Here is a 15,344-nt window from a genome sequence, read left to right on the forward strand (position 1 = left end):
GTGTTACGGAATTGTAAATAAAAAAAACCACAGTTTTTCAATTGTGAAAACTGCGGTTTTTAAAATTTGTTTTTGAATCAGATATTACTCTTCTTGCTCAGCATCAATATACGTTTTGTTTCCGTTTTTGTTGATGTAGTATTTTCCGCCACGTGGACCAGTATATACTTTTCTTCCTTTGTATTTTCCGGTTACTTTGTCGGCTACTTTTTTCTCAGCAGCTTTAGAAGCAGCGGTTTCTTTTATGTCTTCTTTTTCTTCAGCTGGAGACAGTTTTTTTACTTTAGCTTTGGCTTTGTTGGTTTCTGCCTTTGCTTTTCCTTCAGCTGATTTGGCTTTACCAGTTGCAGAAGCTTTAGTTTCTTTAGCTTTGGTTTCAGCAGCATCTTTGAAACGTTTGTCTGGAGTACCGTCTTTTTTAAGTTTAGTAGCTTTTGATTCGGCCTCTTTTTTTGTTTTAGTTGCTTTGTCTTTTACTTCAGCTTTTGCTTTAGTAGCTTTTTCTTTTGTTTCTTTTTTCGCTTTCGAAGTTTTCTCTTCGGCTTCTTTTTTTGCTTTTGAAGTGGCTGATTTGGTTTCTTTTTTGGCTTTATCAGCTTTTTCTTTTACTGTTTTTTCAGTTTTAGCTTTGGCTTTTTTAGCTTTAGTTGCAGTTTCTTGTGCATAAAACGTGTTTGAGAAAATAAACACCAAGCACAACAGAATTAGTTTTTTCATTGTAAATTGTAAATTAGGTTATTAAAGATTAAAATTAACAAATTTTTTTAAACAACAACCATTCCAAAACAATAAGTTGTAAAAATCATTCTACAAAAATTAAAGATGCTTTTTTGGGTTCAGACTTTTGCAGCGATAGAAAATGGATGACTTCTAAAAATAAGCTCTCAACTGAACACTTCCGGTATGAATCGCTTGACTGGTTTCGCTTTTTCTACCTTGGTAATTGATGTTGATGTCTAAATACTGCGTCAGGTTTTTCTGGATTAAGAGTCGCCACGTTTGATTTTTCCCAGGTTGCAATCCTTCGAGCATTTGAAAACCAACTGCGGAAAGTGCATTTCCTTCGTACTTATTGTTGTACAGTGAAAATTCTCCGCTGGCTGTGAATTGTTTTTTGCCTGAATACGTAAACGATGTTCCAAACCGATTTTGTTGTAATTTTTCGAAATTGGCGATTTGGTTTTCTTTGATTTGGTATTCGTAAAAAACGTCCCAACTATTGTTTTTATTGAACACGTACGATAATTTCGGATTGTATTGATAGCCAGTAATTTCAAAATTACGCGACGAATACGTATCCGATTCGGTGGTAGAAAAAAGCGTTTTTCCAAGTAAATTAATGAGCCAGTTCTCTTTGTACAAATGCGTATATTGAAATTGATGTGAGTTGTTTTCGCTTTTGAGCAAACCAATGGATAACAAATTTTGGGTCTTACTACTTAAATAGGTGTACGTAACCGAATGTTTTTGCCTTCCTTTATTGTAGTAGAAACTATTTCGGAAAGCCGAACTTAAACCGAGTAACTCGTCTTCGTTGTTGGAAAACGGATTCAAATCAAAATTGCCGCTGTTGCGAATGATTTTTCGATCAATATTGAACGCCGTTTGATTGTAAAAATGCGAAAGAAGTTTTTTGAAACCTGTTGCGTTTTGCCAATTTGCCGGATTAAATGTCAACGATTGTGCAAACTTATTCTGATGGGTTTTGATGAAAATCTGATTGGGTAAAAACACGCGAACGTATTTGGCTTGATCGGGAAAAGGCGCGACTTCAAATTCTTGCAATTCTTGAATTCCGTTGCTGTTGTAGTCGTTCCACATATAAACACCTTGTCCGGGTTCGACTTCTAAATAGGTGAACTCTTGTTGTGGAATGGTTCCCGAAGAAGTTTCATACGAGGTTGATACTTGAATGAAATTTTTGAAATAACTGTCGTTATACAAAAGACGTGAGTTCAGCGAAGGTTCGTCTTTTCGAGTTGCCTCTTCAAACTTTAAATTTCGATAATTGACAAAAAGAGCCAATTCACTTTTATCGGTTTTAAGTAAGCGCGACTTTAAATAATACGAATTTGAAGTGTTGACGCGTTGTACAAATCCGTTTTGTAAACTGTCATTTTTACGGAGCAAATAACCTAATTCTACATATACTTTGGTCGAATCACCGCGACCCACAAAAGTTCCGTATTCTGAAAAACGCTGACTTAAAGCAGAAAGTTGTTGTGTTGCCATCAAGCGTTCGTTGTTGTCTTCCATACGGAAACTACCGCCAACCCAATTTTTTTTGAAATGGAATTTAGTTCGGGTGTCGCTTCGGATGAATTCGGATTTGGAATAATTTCCGTCGCTTTTCAACGCACTCGATTGGTTTTGAAACGTCCAGTTTTTGCTTTTGTAAAAACCATTGATCAGATGACGATTGCCAGAAAAACTATCGGAGAAATCCAGTTTTTCAAATTGATATTTAGCATTTCCAAAGCTGAAATCGTCTTTTTTATAGTTCCAATCCAAACCCGAAATCAATAAACTTTGATTCCCAATTGGAGCGGTAATGTTCCAATCACGGTTGAATTCGATAGTAAACAAACGTTCAATGGTTTTGAAATCTTTTTGAATGAGTTGGTAGTTTCCAAAGGCATCCAAAGTAAACTTTTTGGTCAGCAATCGTTGTTTGAAATTGATTTTCCCAGCTACACCTTTATTATTTTCATCATCGATGGAAGAATACAAATTGACATCATTATTGCTTACTCCAATCTCAAAATCGACAGCAGTTTTTTCAGACGGATTGTATTTTCCTAGAAGTGTGGCAATTTGGATTTTAGTGGGCGCGATGAGTCGAATAATCGGTTCGTAATTTCCTTGTGGAATGCCGCCTATGGGCGCAACGTACTCATAAATTTTGCCAATTGCTTGATTATTGGCAAGAACGTAATTTCCTAAATTATTGCCTACAAGTGAAAATCGAACGCTGTACAAAACATCGTTTGGATTGTTGGAATATTCAAATACTTCTGTGCTGCCAACAAGTATTTTTCGGTAGAGAATTTTGTTTTCAGAATAGCCATCTTCAAAAGCAGAAGGCGCGGTCATCAAATCAGAATTATCGCCTGCGTTCTGTAAAATCGCGACCTGTTCTTCGGAGAGATTCTGCTGTAAAGGTTGGTTTTTTACATCATTTTCCGAATACAAATAACCGCCCAAATTCCATTTTTTAGCGTAATGATGTGCTCCGCCATAGGTTACAAATCGGGTGAAATTACGATCCGAATATTGGTATTCTATTTCGATACGCATTTCGGAAGTAATAGGGAAAAGCGAGGTAAATGTGATTTCGCCTGCGTTGTAATCGATCGTGTATTGTTTGTTTTCGCCACGCTCTTGTAAAATTCCGTTAACAAAAACACGTTCCGAACCCGAGATGATTAAAACGTACAATTCGCCGTTGCTGCCGCGCAGTTTATACGGACCTTGATTTCCTTCTTGACCAACGATCGAACTACGAGCATATTGACCTCGAACGATTGCTCCAGAAGCAAAAACTTCGGTTTTAGTTTCAGGTTTTCCGAAGGTAAATCGGGTGGAAAGGCCTTGTACTTTTTTGTTGAAATTGAGGAATTTTGATTGACGGTTTTCTAGGAATAAATCGCCGCCGCGAACGTTCCATCGCTCGGAAAAAAGTTCGATAAAAATCTGGTCAAATTCGTCCAATCGCTGCGAATAACCACTGTCTTGAAGCGGAATATTACTGTCTTGAATGGAAGCACGCAAACTTACTTTATCCGAAATTTTTCCCGAAATTTGTAAATCGAGATTGGAATTTACGGTTGCATTTTGGTTGTTGCCAAAGGTGATTCCTCGCGTAATGCTTCCCGAAGTGGTCAATCCGTCAAAGGGTTTAAAAAGTGCCGCTTTATTTTGTTTGATGGCGTACAATTGTCCGGAATCATTTGGAACAATAACTGCATCGTCATAAGCAGAGTAAATTTTGGTCAAAAAATCCGGAAAGTTGAGGTAATTGATGGTTAATGAATCGTTTGAGGTGAAGTTTTCATTGAAAAGCAGTGTTCCTTTTTTAAAATCCACTTTGTAATTGGTTGAATCAATTTCAACTCCTTCTTTAGTTACAATTTTAAACGAAGTAGAGTTGATGCTTTTTTTTTCGATGGAAATCGTGTCTTTGGTGAAAGCGATTTTTTTGGTAGCATAGGATGATTTGATTTCCTGAGCCACAGCTCCAGAAATGCAAAACAAAAACACTAATAAAAACCACTTTTTCAGCATAATTAGTATAACTCTAAAAAGTCAAAAGTAGTATTTATAATTGGAAAAATCGGATGGCTTTTGTGATAAAACCTCAAACTTGACTTCCTGACAAAGGAAGTATCTCTTTATGAGATTCCTCACTTTTCGAAAACTCGGAACAGGCTTTCGGAATGACAAGATTGTCTAAAAAAGGTATAGAAAGTATGGAGAAAATTACTCCTTAGTCACAATCTGCATTGTTTCTCTTGAAATTTGTTTTGCTAAATTCGGTTTATTCTTTTAGACCAATTTTTGGGTGATCTTGAAGTGTGAAAAATACCCAAAACCAAAATTTTATCTTCCTTTACAATATAATGAATTCCATAAGGGAAACGCTGAATAAATCGAATCTTCACTGATTTATATCTCTTTTGAAAAGCAGATGGATTTCTTTGAATTTCATTTATTCCCACTTCCAGGCAAAGTTCAAAGTCGTAGGAAAGACCTTCTCGTTGTTCTTCATACCATATCACTATTTCTTCAATATCAAATAATGCTTCTTTTATGAAAACAACAGGAATCATTAACGCACTTTTTTCAAATGGTTTTTCACTTCATTCCAAGTGTAGTATTCTGTCTTTTCTTCTGCTACTTGCTTTAATCTGTGGTCTAACTCTTTTTTGATGTCAGTTGTAAGTTCAATATCCTTTTTAGAAACACTGTCCCACAATTCTTCTGCAAGAGCTATTTTTTCAGCGTCAGAAAATTTTTCTAAATCTTTGATTTTCATTTAAAAAACTTTTTATAAAGATACTAAATTTCTTTACATTATTCTTTAGTTACAATCTGCATTGTTTCTCTTGAAATTTGTTTGACCAAAACTGTTTTGTCTTTTTCAACCATTTCGGCGGCTTCTTTGGTGAAGTGGCGAATGGTGTACAGCGACACATTTTCGTTGAACGATACTTTGAATTTTTTAGAAAGAATGGTTTTCAGTTCATTGAAATTGCCAAATTTATCTTCGATGCAAATGGAGAAACTGATGGCGGTGTTTTGAATCAAACTTACTTTGATTTTGTATTTGTGGAGTAAACCAAATATTTCGCTGATGTTTTCTTCCATGATGAAGGAGAAGTCGATGGACGAAAGTGAGATTAATAATTGGTTTTTCTTAACGATGAAACACGAGGTTTTGGGTTCTAAATCCTGACCTTTAGAAACCGAAGTTCCCGGTAAAAGCGGATTAATGAACGATTTTACAAAAAGCGGAATTTCCTTTTTCTGTAACGGTTGTAAGGTTTTTGGGTGAATGACAGAAGCGCCATAAAATGCCAATTCGATGGCTTCGCGGTAGGAAATTTGATTCAGCAAAACCGCATTTTCAAAATAACGCGGATCGGCATTAAGTACTCCGGGAACATCTTTCCAAATCGTCACACTTTCGGCACTCAAACAATAAGCAAAAATGGCTGCGGTATAATCCGAACCTTCACGACCTAAAGTAGTGGTAAAATTGTTTTCGTCCGAACCAATAAAACCTTGAGTGATGTTGAGTGCTTTTTTCTTAACACCTTTTGAAATTAATTTTTGAGTTTGTTCCCAATCTACATTGGCATCGCGATAGGTTGCGTCGGTTTTAATGAAATTGCGAACGTCAATCCAGTTGTTTTTTAATCCTTGTTCGTTGAAATAATGACTCACAATCGTAGTCGAAACAATTTCACCGAAACTAATCACTTGATCGTAAACAAAATTATAATTGGGCGATTTATTACTGCGTAAAAAATACTCTAAATCGGCAAAATGACTGTTGACAGCGAAGAAAACATCGTGTTCTTCATCGTCGAACAAATCAAGTAAAATTTGGTTGTGGTATTTGCGAACCTCTTGCAGTGAAGCGTGGAATTCATTCGATTTTTCAAAATAATTTTTGATGACAACTTCCAAAGCGTTAGTTGTTTTTCCCATAGCTGAGATCACCACCAATACATCTTCATGACCTACTTTTTGAAGTACATCGTATACGTTTTTTACACCATCGGCGTCTTTTACAGAAGCGCCACCAAATTTGAATATTCTCATATTATGTTTTCAATTTCAAATAAGTTCCAAAGGTAAAAAATTCAAGTTCCAAAAAACAAAAAACAAATCCCAAAAAAGTACAAAAAAAGTGAAAATCCAAAAAAGTAAATTTCAAATCCGAAAGTTTCAGAATTTAGGATTTAGAGTTTGGGATTTATTTGTCATTTGGAGCTTGTCATTTGGTATTTCTGGAAAGAAACTCATTAATTCCTTCTTCGTCCATTTGTGCTACTCGCCAATCGTCGAGAATTTTTGCGCCTGTTTTTTTATAAAACTCAATAGCAGGTGTATTCCAATCGAGTACGTTCCACTCAATTCTTCGAACGTTGTCGCGTTTGCCTTGAGCGATGATTTCGCTGTAAAGAGCAAATCCAGCGCCAGTTCCACGTTGGTTTTCCTTTACAATTAAATCTTCCAAATGAATGGTTTTTCCTTTCCAAGTGGAGTAGCGGTAATAATACAGCGCGATTCCAATGATTGAACCATTAGTTTCAGCAACAAAAGTGTGAAACAATGGGTTTTCGCCAAAACCATCCCGAATCAAATCATCCACAGTTACGACGACCGCATCGGGTTCTTTTTCAAAAATGGCCAATTCTTTTATCAAGTCCAAAACCGCTGGCATGTCGTTTGGAGTTCCTTTTCGTATGATCATAAACGTTTCTTTTTTTGAAGGTTGTAAATGTACTAAAATGAAAATTCCAAATCCCAAGAGTACAATTGGAATTTGGAATTTGTGTTTTTAATTGAAAATATTTAACAGAAGCTAAAATGGTTTTAAGCCGATTTTGGCTTCGAACCTGCCTGTCGGTAGTCAGGTTCACAAATTAAGTAATGCCTTGTGTTTAAATTTGTTCATCTGCGATGAAAATTCGAATAAAATCAAATAGTTTGATTGTTAAATTCGTGAATTCGTGGTCAAGTTTAAAAAACAAAATAAATTGAACCTTTTATTTTTTCTTCTTTTTAGTTGTGGTTTTTTTAACCGGAGTTGTAGTTGCTTTGTTGTTGATTGGTTTTTGAATGTAGGCTTTGTACAATCCATCGGCAATCGCTCTTTTTTTGGCGGTTTCAGCTCTGTTGTTCGGGTCGGGATGCGAACTCATCATTTTGTTGAAAAAGTTGGCTTCGGCATTGCCACTTAATCTGGCTAAAATAGCAAAAGCCGATTCAACTGCATTCACATCATAACCGTTTCGTTTCATAAAATCATACGAAAACGTATCGGCTTCTGATTCTTGTTTACGGCTGTATTTACTGTCTAAAATAGCACTGGCAATCTGACCAATTTGTCCTTCAGTGACATTGGCTACTTTAGTAGAAGTGGAAGAAACTGCGCCCATCAAAGCCGCTTTTCTATAGGCGGTTTTAATTGCATCTTTTGAATCCTGATTGACAACGTGACCAATTTCGTGACCAATTACGGCCAACAATTGATTATCATCCATAATGTCCATCAAACCTGAGAATACACGAATGCTTCCATCGGCAGTAGCAAAAGCATTTACTTCTTTTGAAATGTATACCTTATAATTCAGGGTTAATCCGTTTTCATTGGCGTGTTTTCTAAAAACTCTATTCAATCGTAACGTATAACCGTCTTTTGGTCCGGCAACCACATTCATTGAGTCCATTTTACGCACTGCTTCTTTTGAAAGTGCCGCAGCATCGTCATTGCTAAACGTAAAACTAGCAACGCCATTTTGAAGTGCACCTAAAGTTTTATCAACATCGATTTGGCTCATCATTTTTACACTTGAAAAAGCCGTCAATAGTACTATAAACAAAAATTTAAATTTCATAGATTTTGATTTAAAATTCAGACACAAAGATAAAATAAGTTTGATAAAAAAATGTAGTATAAATTTTACCTGATCTAGGATAAAATTTAATAAAAAAAGCGATATTTGCACAAACAACTACAACGATTTCGTAATGGAAGAACGCAACAAAACCTTAGGTGAATTTATCATCGAAAACCAGAATGCTTTTCAATATTCGTCGGGCGAATTATCCCGAATTATCAACTCCATTCGTTTAGCAGCAAAAGTGGTCAACTACAAGGTAAACAAAGCCGGTTTGGTCGATATTGTAGGCGCAGCTGGAGAGCAAAATGTTCAAGGCGAAGACCAACAAAAACTTGATGTTTACGCGAATGAGGTTTTTATTCAAACCCTGATCAATCGCGAAATTGTATGCGGAATTGCCTCGGAAGAAAACGACGATTTTATTACCGTTGCCGGAAGTGATAACAGTCACAGCAATAAATATGTAGTTTTGATGGATCCGTTGGACGGTTCGTCGAATATTGATGTGAATGTTTCTGTGGGAACTATTTTTTCGGTATTTAGAAGAAAAACACCCATTGGAACACCCGTAACTTCAGAAGATTTTTTACAACCTGGAACCCAACAAGTAGCTGCTGGATACGTGATTTACGGAACGTCAACTATGTTGGTCTATACAACTGGACATGGAGTAAATGGATTTACCTTGAATCCAGCGATTGGTACATTTTACTTATCGCATCCGAATATGAAATACCCAAAAGACGGAACCATTTATTCGATTAACGAAGGAAATTATGTGCATTTTCCGCAAGGAGTAAAAAATTACATTAAATACTGTCAGTTGGAAGAAGGTGATCGTCCGTATACTTCCCGTTACATTGGTAGTTTGGTTTCAGACATTCACAGAAATATGATTAAAGGCGGAATTTACATTTACCCAACCAGTTTTAAAGCACCGAAAGGGAAATTGCGTTTGCTCTACGAATGTAATCCGATGGCTTTTATTGCAGAACAAGCGGGCGGAAAAGCCTCTGATGGCTATCGGAGAATTATGGAAATTCAACCTACCGAATTGCACGAACGCGTTCCGTTTTTCTGTGGAAGCTACAACATGGTTGCCAAAGCCGAAGAATTTATGAAAGAAGCGAAAGAATAAATTTACAATTAGAAATAAATAAAAAAACCTCTGATTTCTCGGAGGTTTTTTATTGTTTGAAAGATATTTTTATTTATTCATGTGCATCATTTCAAAAGTAAATGTGTCTAAATCTACACCCATTACTAATAACGATAATGCTTTGTCAACAATGTAATTTACATTTCCCGGTGTAAAACCTAATGCCAATGCAAATTTGGTCAAAACGTCTTTTTGTTTTGGTCCTAAAACGTGATCTACGTATACCATTCTCGACAAATCATACAAACGCTCCAAACGATGAGCATAAGAATACGGTGGATTAATCGGGTATTTTAATGGATTTTCTAAAATTTCTTCGTATTCTTCTTTTGAAATTTCTAAACGAACCGCAAGTTTGTCTAAAAATGTTTTTTCTTCTGGGCTTAATTCACCATCTGAAGTAGCAACACGAACAATTGCTGAGAAATGACCTTTATTTCTAGTTTTAAATTCGCTATCAAATAAATCTGAAAATGACATAATTATATTGGTTTTATGATGCAAATATAATTCTAATTCCTCAAAAATGGAAATTGTTTTTAAACGATTTTAAGAGTCTTTTTTTGAAGTGATTTAAAATAAATTGTAAGTTTACATTCCAAAATTGCTAAAAAAATCACCTACTATGACAGATTTTTGGATTTATTTCAAAATTGGTCTCAGCCATGTTTTAGATATTAATGGTTACGATCATGTACTTTTTTTAATTGCTCTCACTGTTCCATATGCTTTTAAAGATTGGAAGCGAATACTATTGTTAGTTACATTGTTTACTATTGGTCACACTTTTGCCCTTTTGTTATCGGTTTTTAATATTGTAACGGTAAAAGCAACTTTAGTAGAATTTCTCATACCAATTACCATTCTAGTTACCGCTTTTTTTAATTTATTTACCGCTGGAAAATCATCAAAGCAAGAAAGTATCACTTTTATTGGAGCAATTACGGTTTTCTTTGGAGTGATTCACGGATTAGGGTTTTCGAATTATTTTAAAAGTATTTTACCCGGAAATCCTTCAGAAAAAGTAGTTCCGTTGTTTGAGTTTGCACTTGGAATTGAAGCAGCGCAAATACTTGTAGTTATAGCAGTTTTACTACTTTCCTTTATTGTTCAGACACTTTTTCGATTCAACAAACGCGATTTTACTTTGGTCATGTCGGCCTTTGTCATTGGAGTTGTCGTTCCGCTTATTATCGAAAATCCAATTTGGAAAAGATAATGTTGATTAGATGCAAATCAGTAGTTATATTTGTAAACGCATTTTCTTTTCTAGAGCAGAAAAGACACAGTATGTATTAAATTAACCATAGTGCCTTCGCGCCTTTGCGGCAAAAAATGAAAGAACAAAAACAAAACAAATACGATAAAGCTTATCTCAGAATTGCTGCCGAATGGAGTAAACTTTCTTATTGTCAACGCAAGCAAGTAGGCGCCATCATCGTTCGCGATCGAATGATTATTTCTGATGGTTACAACGGAACGCCTTCTGGGTTTGAAAACTGCTGTGAAGACGATGAAGGGTTAACGCATTGGTACGTTTTACATGCCGAAGCCAATGCCATTTCCAAAGTAGCGCGTTCTACTCAATCGTGCGAAAATTCTACCTTATATATTACACTTTCTCCTTGCAAAGAATGTAGTAAATTGATTCATCAATCGGGAATCAAACGCGTGGTATACAAAAACGGTTACCGCGACACTTCGGGTATTGATTTTTTAGTTAAAGCTGGAATTGAGGTATTGCAAATAGAAGAGTTAGATTAAATTTACGAAATGGAAATAACCAAAAGTATCTTTAACTTCTTCATGATTGCTGGAGTAATTCAGGGTTTTTTGTTTATTTTCATCACTTCTTTTGGCAAACGCAGTCGCGAGAAATCATTGGTTTTTCTGAATTTGGTAGTGTTGTTTTTGTCATTAAATAATCTGCAGATTGCATTGATTGACAATGTTTTTACCGCATCCAATTTTTTTGTTCGAAATCTGCTGATTCCTTTTTATGTTCTAATTGTTCCTTCTTTCTACCTTTTTTTAATTCATTATCTGAAAATTGAAAAAAAGATAACCTCATTTTTCTATTGGACAATCGTGCTTTTTTCACTTGAGATTTTGGCGCGCTTACTTTTGCTTCCTCATTATTACAATCAAGATAAAAATTCGATTATTGCTCGATATGCCCAAATTGAAGAAATAGTAAATGCAGTTTATTCGCTATTTATTTTTGCAAAAGCGATTGAGTTGCTTTTTAAAAGATCGCATTTGTATCAAAATATCTTGCGTTATGATGATATGAAATGGCTCAAAAATTTTTCTTTTTTCGGAAGTTTATTGTTGTTGTTATGGGTTCTTGCGATAGTTTTAAATCTGGATGCATTTTTAAACCCTAAAATAGTAATTTATTATCCGCTGCGATTATTCAGTTCGTTCTTGTTGTATTGGATTGGCTACCAAGGTTTTTTCCGCTATTATTTGACTTCTGAACGTATAGAAATCAGAAGCGTGATTGAACAAGCATCTTCAAAAAATAAACAAGTTAAGTCGTTTGAAGAAAATACTAAGAAAATCGAAAAATTCAATCAAATTGAGAATTACATTACAGAATCCGATTGTTATCTTGATCCCAATTTGTCGTTGAAAAGTCTTTCCGAAGAACTGAATATAAGTGTAAGTTTATTGTCGCAAATCATCAATCAAGGAAGTCAGTATAATTTTTCGGATTACATCAATCAATTTCGGGTGAATAAAGCCAAAGAGTTTTTGAAAGATAAATCGTTTGAAAACTACACCATTGAATCCATCGGATTGGAATGTGGATTCAATTCTAAATCAACTTTTTATGCGGCGTTTAAAAAATTCACGTCACTAACTCCAATTGCCTTTAGAAACCAGTAGGTTAAGTTTGTCCTGAATCATCCAAATCTGTTTTTTTAGGACTTTACTGTTTTTCAAGCACGTTATTTTTGATATCAAATTTAAAAATAATGGATATGAAATTTAAAGTTGTAGTTCTGTGTTTTCTGTTCTCAATGAGTGTTTTTTCACAAGATGAAGTTCAAAAAGTAGAGCCAGAGTGGGATGAATCTATTGCTTTTCATGGTGGGTTTGGGGTTCAAAAATCACTTTTTGCTGAATTGGGAATTTCAAAATTTTCTTTAATGGAAGTAGGTTATTTTCCCATAAGTAAAAGTATGTACTCATCGATAGAATTTTCTCCAACAATCCAACCTCAAGAAGAGAATCACATTTACGGATGGAAAGTAGGATATGAATTCAGTTTGCTTTTTGTTTCTGCAGCTCTCGAAGCAAAATGCCAAACCGATTTTAAAAACAATGATTTTGTAATTACACCAAAATTGGGTTTGGGTGCATTTGGTGTGGTTACTTTCTACTACGGATTCAATATTTCTACCCAGAACAAGCCTTTTTCCCGCATTGGGAATCACCAGTTTTCAATAGTTTGTAACTTGAACAAGAAAATACTGTCTATGTAATAAATTCGAATCAGAAGCTTTAAATTTATTAAAATATTAAGAGGCGTTTTGGTCAAAAACTCAACCTCAATTCATACTTTTGCTTTTATATCTTCGTTATCAAGATATAGTAGTATTCCATGAAAATCAACAAAATATATTTACCTCTATTGTTTTTCTCTTGCGTGGCAATTGGCATCGTCATTGGCGGGTTAATTAATTATCCGATGGACAAACCTTCATTCGGGACTAATAATTACAAAACCAAACTCAATACGTTGATTAATTTCATCGATAATGAATACGTTGATGAGGTACAAACCGATTCGATTGTTGATTTGACGGTGAATAATATTTTGGCCAATTTAGATCCGCATTCGGTATACATCCCAAAAGAAGAGCAAAAGCAAGAAGCCGAAAGTATGCGCGGTGATTTTGTTGGAATTGGAGTTAATTTTTACATGTATAAAGATTCGGTTGCTGTTGTAAAGCCAATTGAAAACGGTCCGGCAGCGCGCGCCGGGATTCGTTCAGGCGATCGATTGTTGTATGCCAATAACTTTAAATTATTTGGAAAGAAAATCCACAACGATACTTTGTTTAAAAAATTAAGAGGTGAAGAAGGTTCAAAATTGACTTTAACTGTCTATCGAAAATCAGAGAATAAAACATTTAAAGTGCAGTTAGAGCGTGGAGTAGTGCCGATAAAAAGTGTGGATACTTATGTGATGTTGAATAAAACGGTCGGTTACATCAAAATCAATCGTTTTGCTGAAACTACAGGGAATGAATTTCATTCGGCATTACTCAATTTGAAACAAAAAGGGTTGAAAGAATTGGTAATTGATGTTAGAGATAATGGTGGCGGATTTTTAGAAATGGCGGTTCAATTGGCCGATGAATTACTAAAAGATGATCAACTTATTGTATTTACCAAAAACAAAAAAGGTAAAATTGACAAAACGTATGCAACGGATGGTGGAAATTTTGAAACGGGTAAAGTCTATGTTTTGATTAATGAAAATTCGGCTTCGGCAAGTGAAATTCTGGCTGGAGCTATTCAGGATAATGACCGCGGAATAGTAGTTGGGCGACGTTCATTTGGGAAAGGATTGGTGCAAAGAGAAATTGATTTTGAAGACGGTTCGGCAGTTCGCTTGACAACTTCACGCTATTATACACCAAGTGGTCGTTCGATACAAAAGCCTTACACAAAAGGCGACAAAGAAAAATACATTAACGAATTTGAATCGCGTTTTGAAAGCGGCGAATTGTACGAAAAAGACAAAATGAAAATTGCCGATTCATTGAAATTCAAAACAAAAAACGGTCGAATTGTTTATGGCGGCGGCGGAATCGTACCTGATGTTTTTGTAGGTTTAGAAGCCAATCACGGACAAGAAAGCGTGGAATACATTTTGAATACGGGCGTTTTAGGACATTTTGTTTTTGAACAATTGGATAAAAATCGAAGCGAATTCAAAGGATTACAAGTACAACAATTGGTTGCAAAAGTGAATAGTAATCCAAATTACATCAAAAACTTCACCACGTATTTAACCAATTTAGGTTTGGAAATCAATTTAGAAAAAAACAGCGCGCTAGTCAATCGCTACATTGCAGCCGAATTTGCACGTCAATTGTTGGGTGAAAGTTATTATTATCAGATTGTTTTAAAAGAAGACAAAATGATCAAAGCAATTGTAAAGTAATTATTTCTTGATGCTATCGTGCACTTGAACATGCACACCGTTATTCCAAAGAGTTAGAATGTCAGTTGCAACTGCAGCACCACTTCCAGCAGCAATAGAGAGTTGACTTCTCCAACCAGCCAAAGTTCCGGTTACATAAATGCCATTGGTTACTTTATGGTCTGTGTTTTTAAGTTGAATTCGATTTTTTTCTGGAATTACTTTTTGATGCGGTATCACATATTCTTCTAAGCCATCAATAGTAAAAGGATTTCCAGCACCAATTCCGATGACAACCAATTTGGATTGGTACGAATTTTTATTAGTGGTAATGGTAAAATTTCCTTCTTCGCCATCAATTCGCATTACTTTTTCACCTTGTATTTGAATAATGTGAGGATACGAATTTTGAAGATGCTCAACACTTTCAACCAAAAGATCAGAACCTAATTTTCCTGCCGAAATTCCGTAAGCATTATTGAACAATGCATCTTGCAAAGAAGAAGCTTTTTGATGTGTGATGATTCCGATTTTTTTATCAGTAACAAACGGTTTGTTTTTGGCTGATCCTAAAATCAAGGCACAAGAAACACCCGAAACGCCACCGCCAATAATTAAAACGTCAAACATAAATAGGTAAATTGAAGCTAGATTTAAAGTACTTATTGCTGTTAGGAAAACTGAAGTTAGTTTTTAAGTTGTTCTTCAATTTTTTTAGACATTCTAAAAATAAGAAGAATAAAAACGGCACAGAAAGAAGCAACAATTCCTATTAAAGCAACAAGGCTGTTTCCTTCGAAAGGTTTTTCAAAATCCAATAAGGTTAAATTAAAACCGATTAAGCCAACTGCAATAAGAATCAATATGATGGTAAAAATTTTCATGGTAT

Annotated in this window: 16 protein-coding genes; 6 read left to right on the forward strand and 10 right to left on the reverse strand. The window is 35.2% G+C overall.

Annotated elements, in window-relative coordinates; translation table 11 throughout:
• Nucleotides 1-84: 84 nt before the first annotated feature.
• The 7 genes from VK161_RS07315 to VK161_RS07345 form a co-directional block, all read right to left on the reverse strand.
• On the reverse strand, nt 85-717 hold the full coding sequence (locus VK161_RS07315; RefSeq protein ID WP_324214113.1) for a hypothetical protein: 633 nt from the start codon (nt 715-717) through the stop codon (nt 85-87).
• Between the two features lie 153 nt (nt 718-870).
• On the reverse strand, nt 871-4,284 hold the full coding sequence (locus VK161_RS07320; protein WP_324214114.1) for a hypothetical protein: 3,414 nt from the start codon (nt 4,282-4,284) through the stop codon (nt 871-873).
• A gap of 242 nt (nt 4,285-4,526) precedes the next feature.
• Nucleotides 4,527-4,829, reverse strand: a complete 303-nt coding sequence (locus VK161_RS07325; RefSeq protein WP_324214115.1) for a type II toxin-antitoxin system RelE/ParE family toxin — start codon at nt 4,827-4,829, stop codon at nt 4,527-4,529.
• Complete coding sequence (locus VK161_RS07330) at nt 4,829-5,035, reverse strand: addiction module protein (protein WP_324214116.1); 207 nt, start codon at nt 5,033-5,035, stop codon at nt 4,829-4,831. Before VK161_RS07330 ends, VK161_RS07325 begins: the two co-directional genes overlap by 1 nt.
• A gap of 38 nt (nt 5,036-5,073) precedes the next feature.
• Nucleotides 5,074-6,327: an aspartate kinase gene (locus VK161_RS07335; protein WP_324214117.1), complete on the reverse strand. Its 1,254-nt coding sequence runs from the start codon at nt 6,325-6,327 to the stop codon at nt 5,074-5,076.
• 175 nt (nt 6,328-6,502) lie between these two features.
• Complete coding sequence (locus tag VK161_RS07340; RefSeq protein ID WP_324214118.1) at nt 6,503-6,982, reverse strand: GNAT family N-acetyltransferase; 480 nt, start codon at nt 6,980-6,982, stop codon at nt 6,503-6,505.
• Between the two features lie 295 nt (nt 6,983-7,277).
• Nucleotides 7,278-8,129, reverse strand: coding sequence for a M48 family metalloprotease (locus VK161_RS07345; protein WP_324214119.1), 852 nt, complete (start codon nt 8,127-8,129; stop codon nt 7,278-7,280).
• A gap of 133 nt (nt 8,130-8,262) precedes the next feature.
• On the opposite strand from VK161_RS07345, the gene fbp reads away from it, so the two are divergent.
• Nucleotides 8,263-9,273: a class 1 fructose-bisphosphatase gene (gene fbp, locus VK161_RS07350; protein WP_324214120.1), complete on the forward strand. Its 1,011-nt coding sequence runs from the start codon at nt 8,263-8,265 to the stop codon at nt 9,271-9,273.
• Between the two features lie 69 nt (nt 9,274-9,342).
• Here fbp and VK161_RS07355 read toward each other — a convergent pair whose 3' ends face one another.
• Nucleotides 9,343-9,774, reverse strand: a complete 432-nt coding sequence (locus VK161_RS07355) for a TerB family tellurite resistance protein (protein WP_324214121.1) — start codon at nt 9,772-9,774, stop codon at nt 9,343-9,345.
• 145 nt (nt 9,775-9,919) lie between these two features.
• Between VK161_RS07355 and VK161_RS07360 the strand changes: the two genes are divergently transcribed.
• The 5 genes from VK161_RS07360 (at nt 9,920) to VK161_RS07380 (ending at nt 14,476) form a co-directional block, all read left to right on the forward strand.
• Complete coding sequence (locus VK161_RS07360) at nt 9,920-10,513, forward strand: HupE/UreJ family protein (RefSeq protein WP_324214122.1); 594 nt, start codon at nt 9,920-9,922, stop codon at nt 10,511-10,513.
• 116 nt (nt 10,514-10,629) lie between these two features.
• Nucleotides 10,630-11,058: a dCMP deaminase family protein gene (locus VK161_RS07365; protein WP_324214123.1), complete on the forward strand. Its 429-nt coding sequence runs from the start codon at nt 10,630-10,632 to the stop codon at nt 11,056-11,058.
• Between the two features lie 9 nt (nt 11,059-11,067).
• On the forward strand, nt 11,068-12,186 hold the full coding sequence (locus VK161_RS07370; protein ID WP_324214124.1) for a helix-turn-helix domain-containing protein: 1,119 nt from the start codon (nt 11,068-11,070) through the stop codon (nt 12,184-12,186).
• A 95-nt stretch (nt 12,187-12,281) separates the two neighbouring features.
• The gene (locus tag VK161_RS07375; protein WP_324214125.1) at nt 12,282-12,785 is read left to right on the forward strand and encodes a hypothetical protein; all 504 of its coding nucleotides are present in this window, start codon (nt 12,282-12,284) and stop codon (nt 12,783-12,785) included.
• A 119-nt stretch (nt 12,786-12,904) separates the two neighbouring features.
• Nucleotides 12,905-14,476: a S41 family peptidase gene (locus tag VK161_RS07380; RefSeq protein ID WP_324214126.1), complete on the forward strand. Its 1,572-nt coding sequence runs from the start codon at nt 12,905-12,907 to the stop codon at nt 14,474-14,476.
• On the opposite strand, the gene VK161_RS07385 is transcribed toward VK161_RS07380, so the two are convergent.
• Together VK161_RS07385 and VK161_RS07390 are read right to left on the reverse strand one after the other, a co-directional pair.
• Entirely contained in the window at nt 14,477-15,085 is a 609-nt protein-coding gene (locus VK161_RS07385; protein ID WP_324214127.1) for an FAD-dependent oxidoreductase, read from the reverse strand. It lies immediately after the preceding gene.
• Between the two features lie 56 nt (nt 15,086-15,141).
• Nucleotides 15,142-15,339: a hypothetical protein gene (locus VK161_RS07390; protein WP_324214128.1), complete on the reverse strand. Its 198-nt coding sequence runs from the start codon at nt 15,337-15,339 to the stop codon at nt 15,142-15,144.
• Nucleotides 15,340-15,344 lie beyond the last annotated feature (5 nt).

Source organism: Flavobacterium sp. (genome assembly GCF_035299245.1).
Taxonomy (GTDB): Bacteria; Bacteroidota; Bacteroidia; order Flavobacteriales; family Flavobacteriaceae; genus Flavobacterium.

What these genes read in the sequence shown, in the direction of transcription:
- VK161_RS07315 (WP_324214113.1), bottom strand. Translation starts at nt 717, where the DNA reads ATGAAAAAACTAATTCTGTTGTGCTTGGTGTTTATTTTCTCAAACACG.
- VK161_RS07320 (WP_324214114.1), bottom strand. Translation starts at nt 4,284, where the DNA reads ATGCTGAAAAAGTGGTTTTTATTAGTGTTTTTGTTTTGCATTTCTGGA.
- VK161_RS07325 (WP_324214115.1), bottom strand. Translation starts at nt 4,829, where the DNA reads ATGATTCCTGTTGTTTTCATAAAAGAAGCATTATTTGATATTGAAGAA.
- VK161_RS07330 (WP_324214116.1), bottom strand. Translation starts at nt 5,035, where the DNA reads ATGAAAATCAAAGATTTAGAAAAATTTTCTGACGCTGAAAAAATAGCT.
- VK161_RS07335 (WP_324214117.1), bottom strand. Translation starts at nt 6,327, where the DNA reads ATGAGAATATTCAAATTTGGTGGCGCTTCTGTAAAAGACGCCGATGGT.
- VK161_RS07340 (WP_324214118.1), bottom strand. Translation starts at nt 6,982, where the DNA reads ATGATCATACGAAAAGGAACTCCAAACGACATGCCAGCGGTTTTGGAC.
- VK161_RS07345 (WP_324214119.1), bottom strand. Translation starts at nt 8,129, where the DNA reads ATGAAATTTAAATTTTTGTTTATAGTACTATTGACGGCTTTTTCAAGT.
- fbp (WP_324214120.1), top strand. Translation starts at nt 8,263, where the DNA reads ATGGAAGAACGCAACAAAACCTTAGGTGAATTTATCATCGAAAACCAG.
- VK161_RS07355 (WP_324214121.1), bottom strand. Translation starts at nt 9,774, where the DNA reads ATGTCATTTTCAGATTTATTTGATAGCGAATTTAAAACTAGAAATAAA.
- VK161_RS07360 (WP_324214122.1), top strand. Translation starts at nt 9,920, where the DNA reads ATGACAGATTTTTGGATTTATTTCAAAATTGGTCTCAGCCATGTTTTA.
- VK161_RS07365 (WP_324214123.1), top strand. Translation starts at nt 10,630, where the DNA reads ATGAAAGAACAAAAACAAAACAAATACGATAAAGCTTATCTCAGAATT.
- VK161_RS07370 (WP_324214124.1), top strand. Translation starts at nt 11,068, where the DNA reads ATGGAAATAACCAAAAGTATCTTTAACTTCTTCATGATTGCTGGAGTA.
- VK161_RS07375 (WP_324214125.1), top strand. Translation starts at nt 12,282, where the DNA reads ATGAAATTTAAAGTTGTAGTTCTGTGTTTTCTGTTCTCAATGAGTGTT.
- VK161_RS07380 (WP_324214126.1), top strand. Translation starts at nt 12,905, where the DNA reads ATGAAAATCAACAAAATATATTTACCTCTATTGTTTTTCTCTTGCGTG.
- VK161_RS07385 (WP_324214127.1), bottom strand. Translation starts at nt 15,085, where the DNA reads ATGTTTGACGTTTTAATTATTGGCGGTGGCGTTTCGGGTGTTTCTTGT.
- VK161_RS07390 (WP_324214128.1), bottom strand. Translation starts at nt 15,339, where the DNA reads ATGAAAATTTTTACCATCATATTGATTCTTATTGCAGTTGGCTTAATC.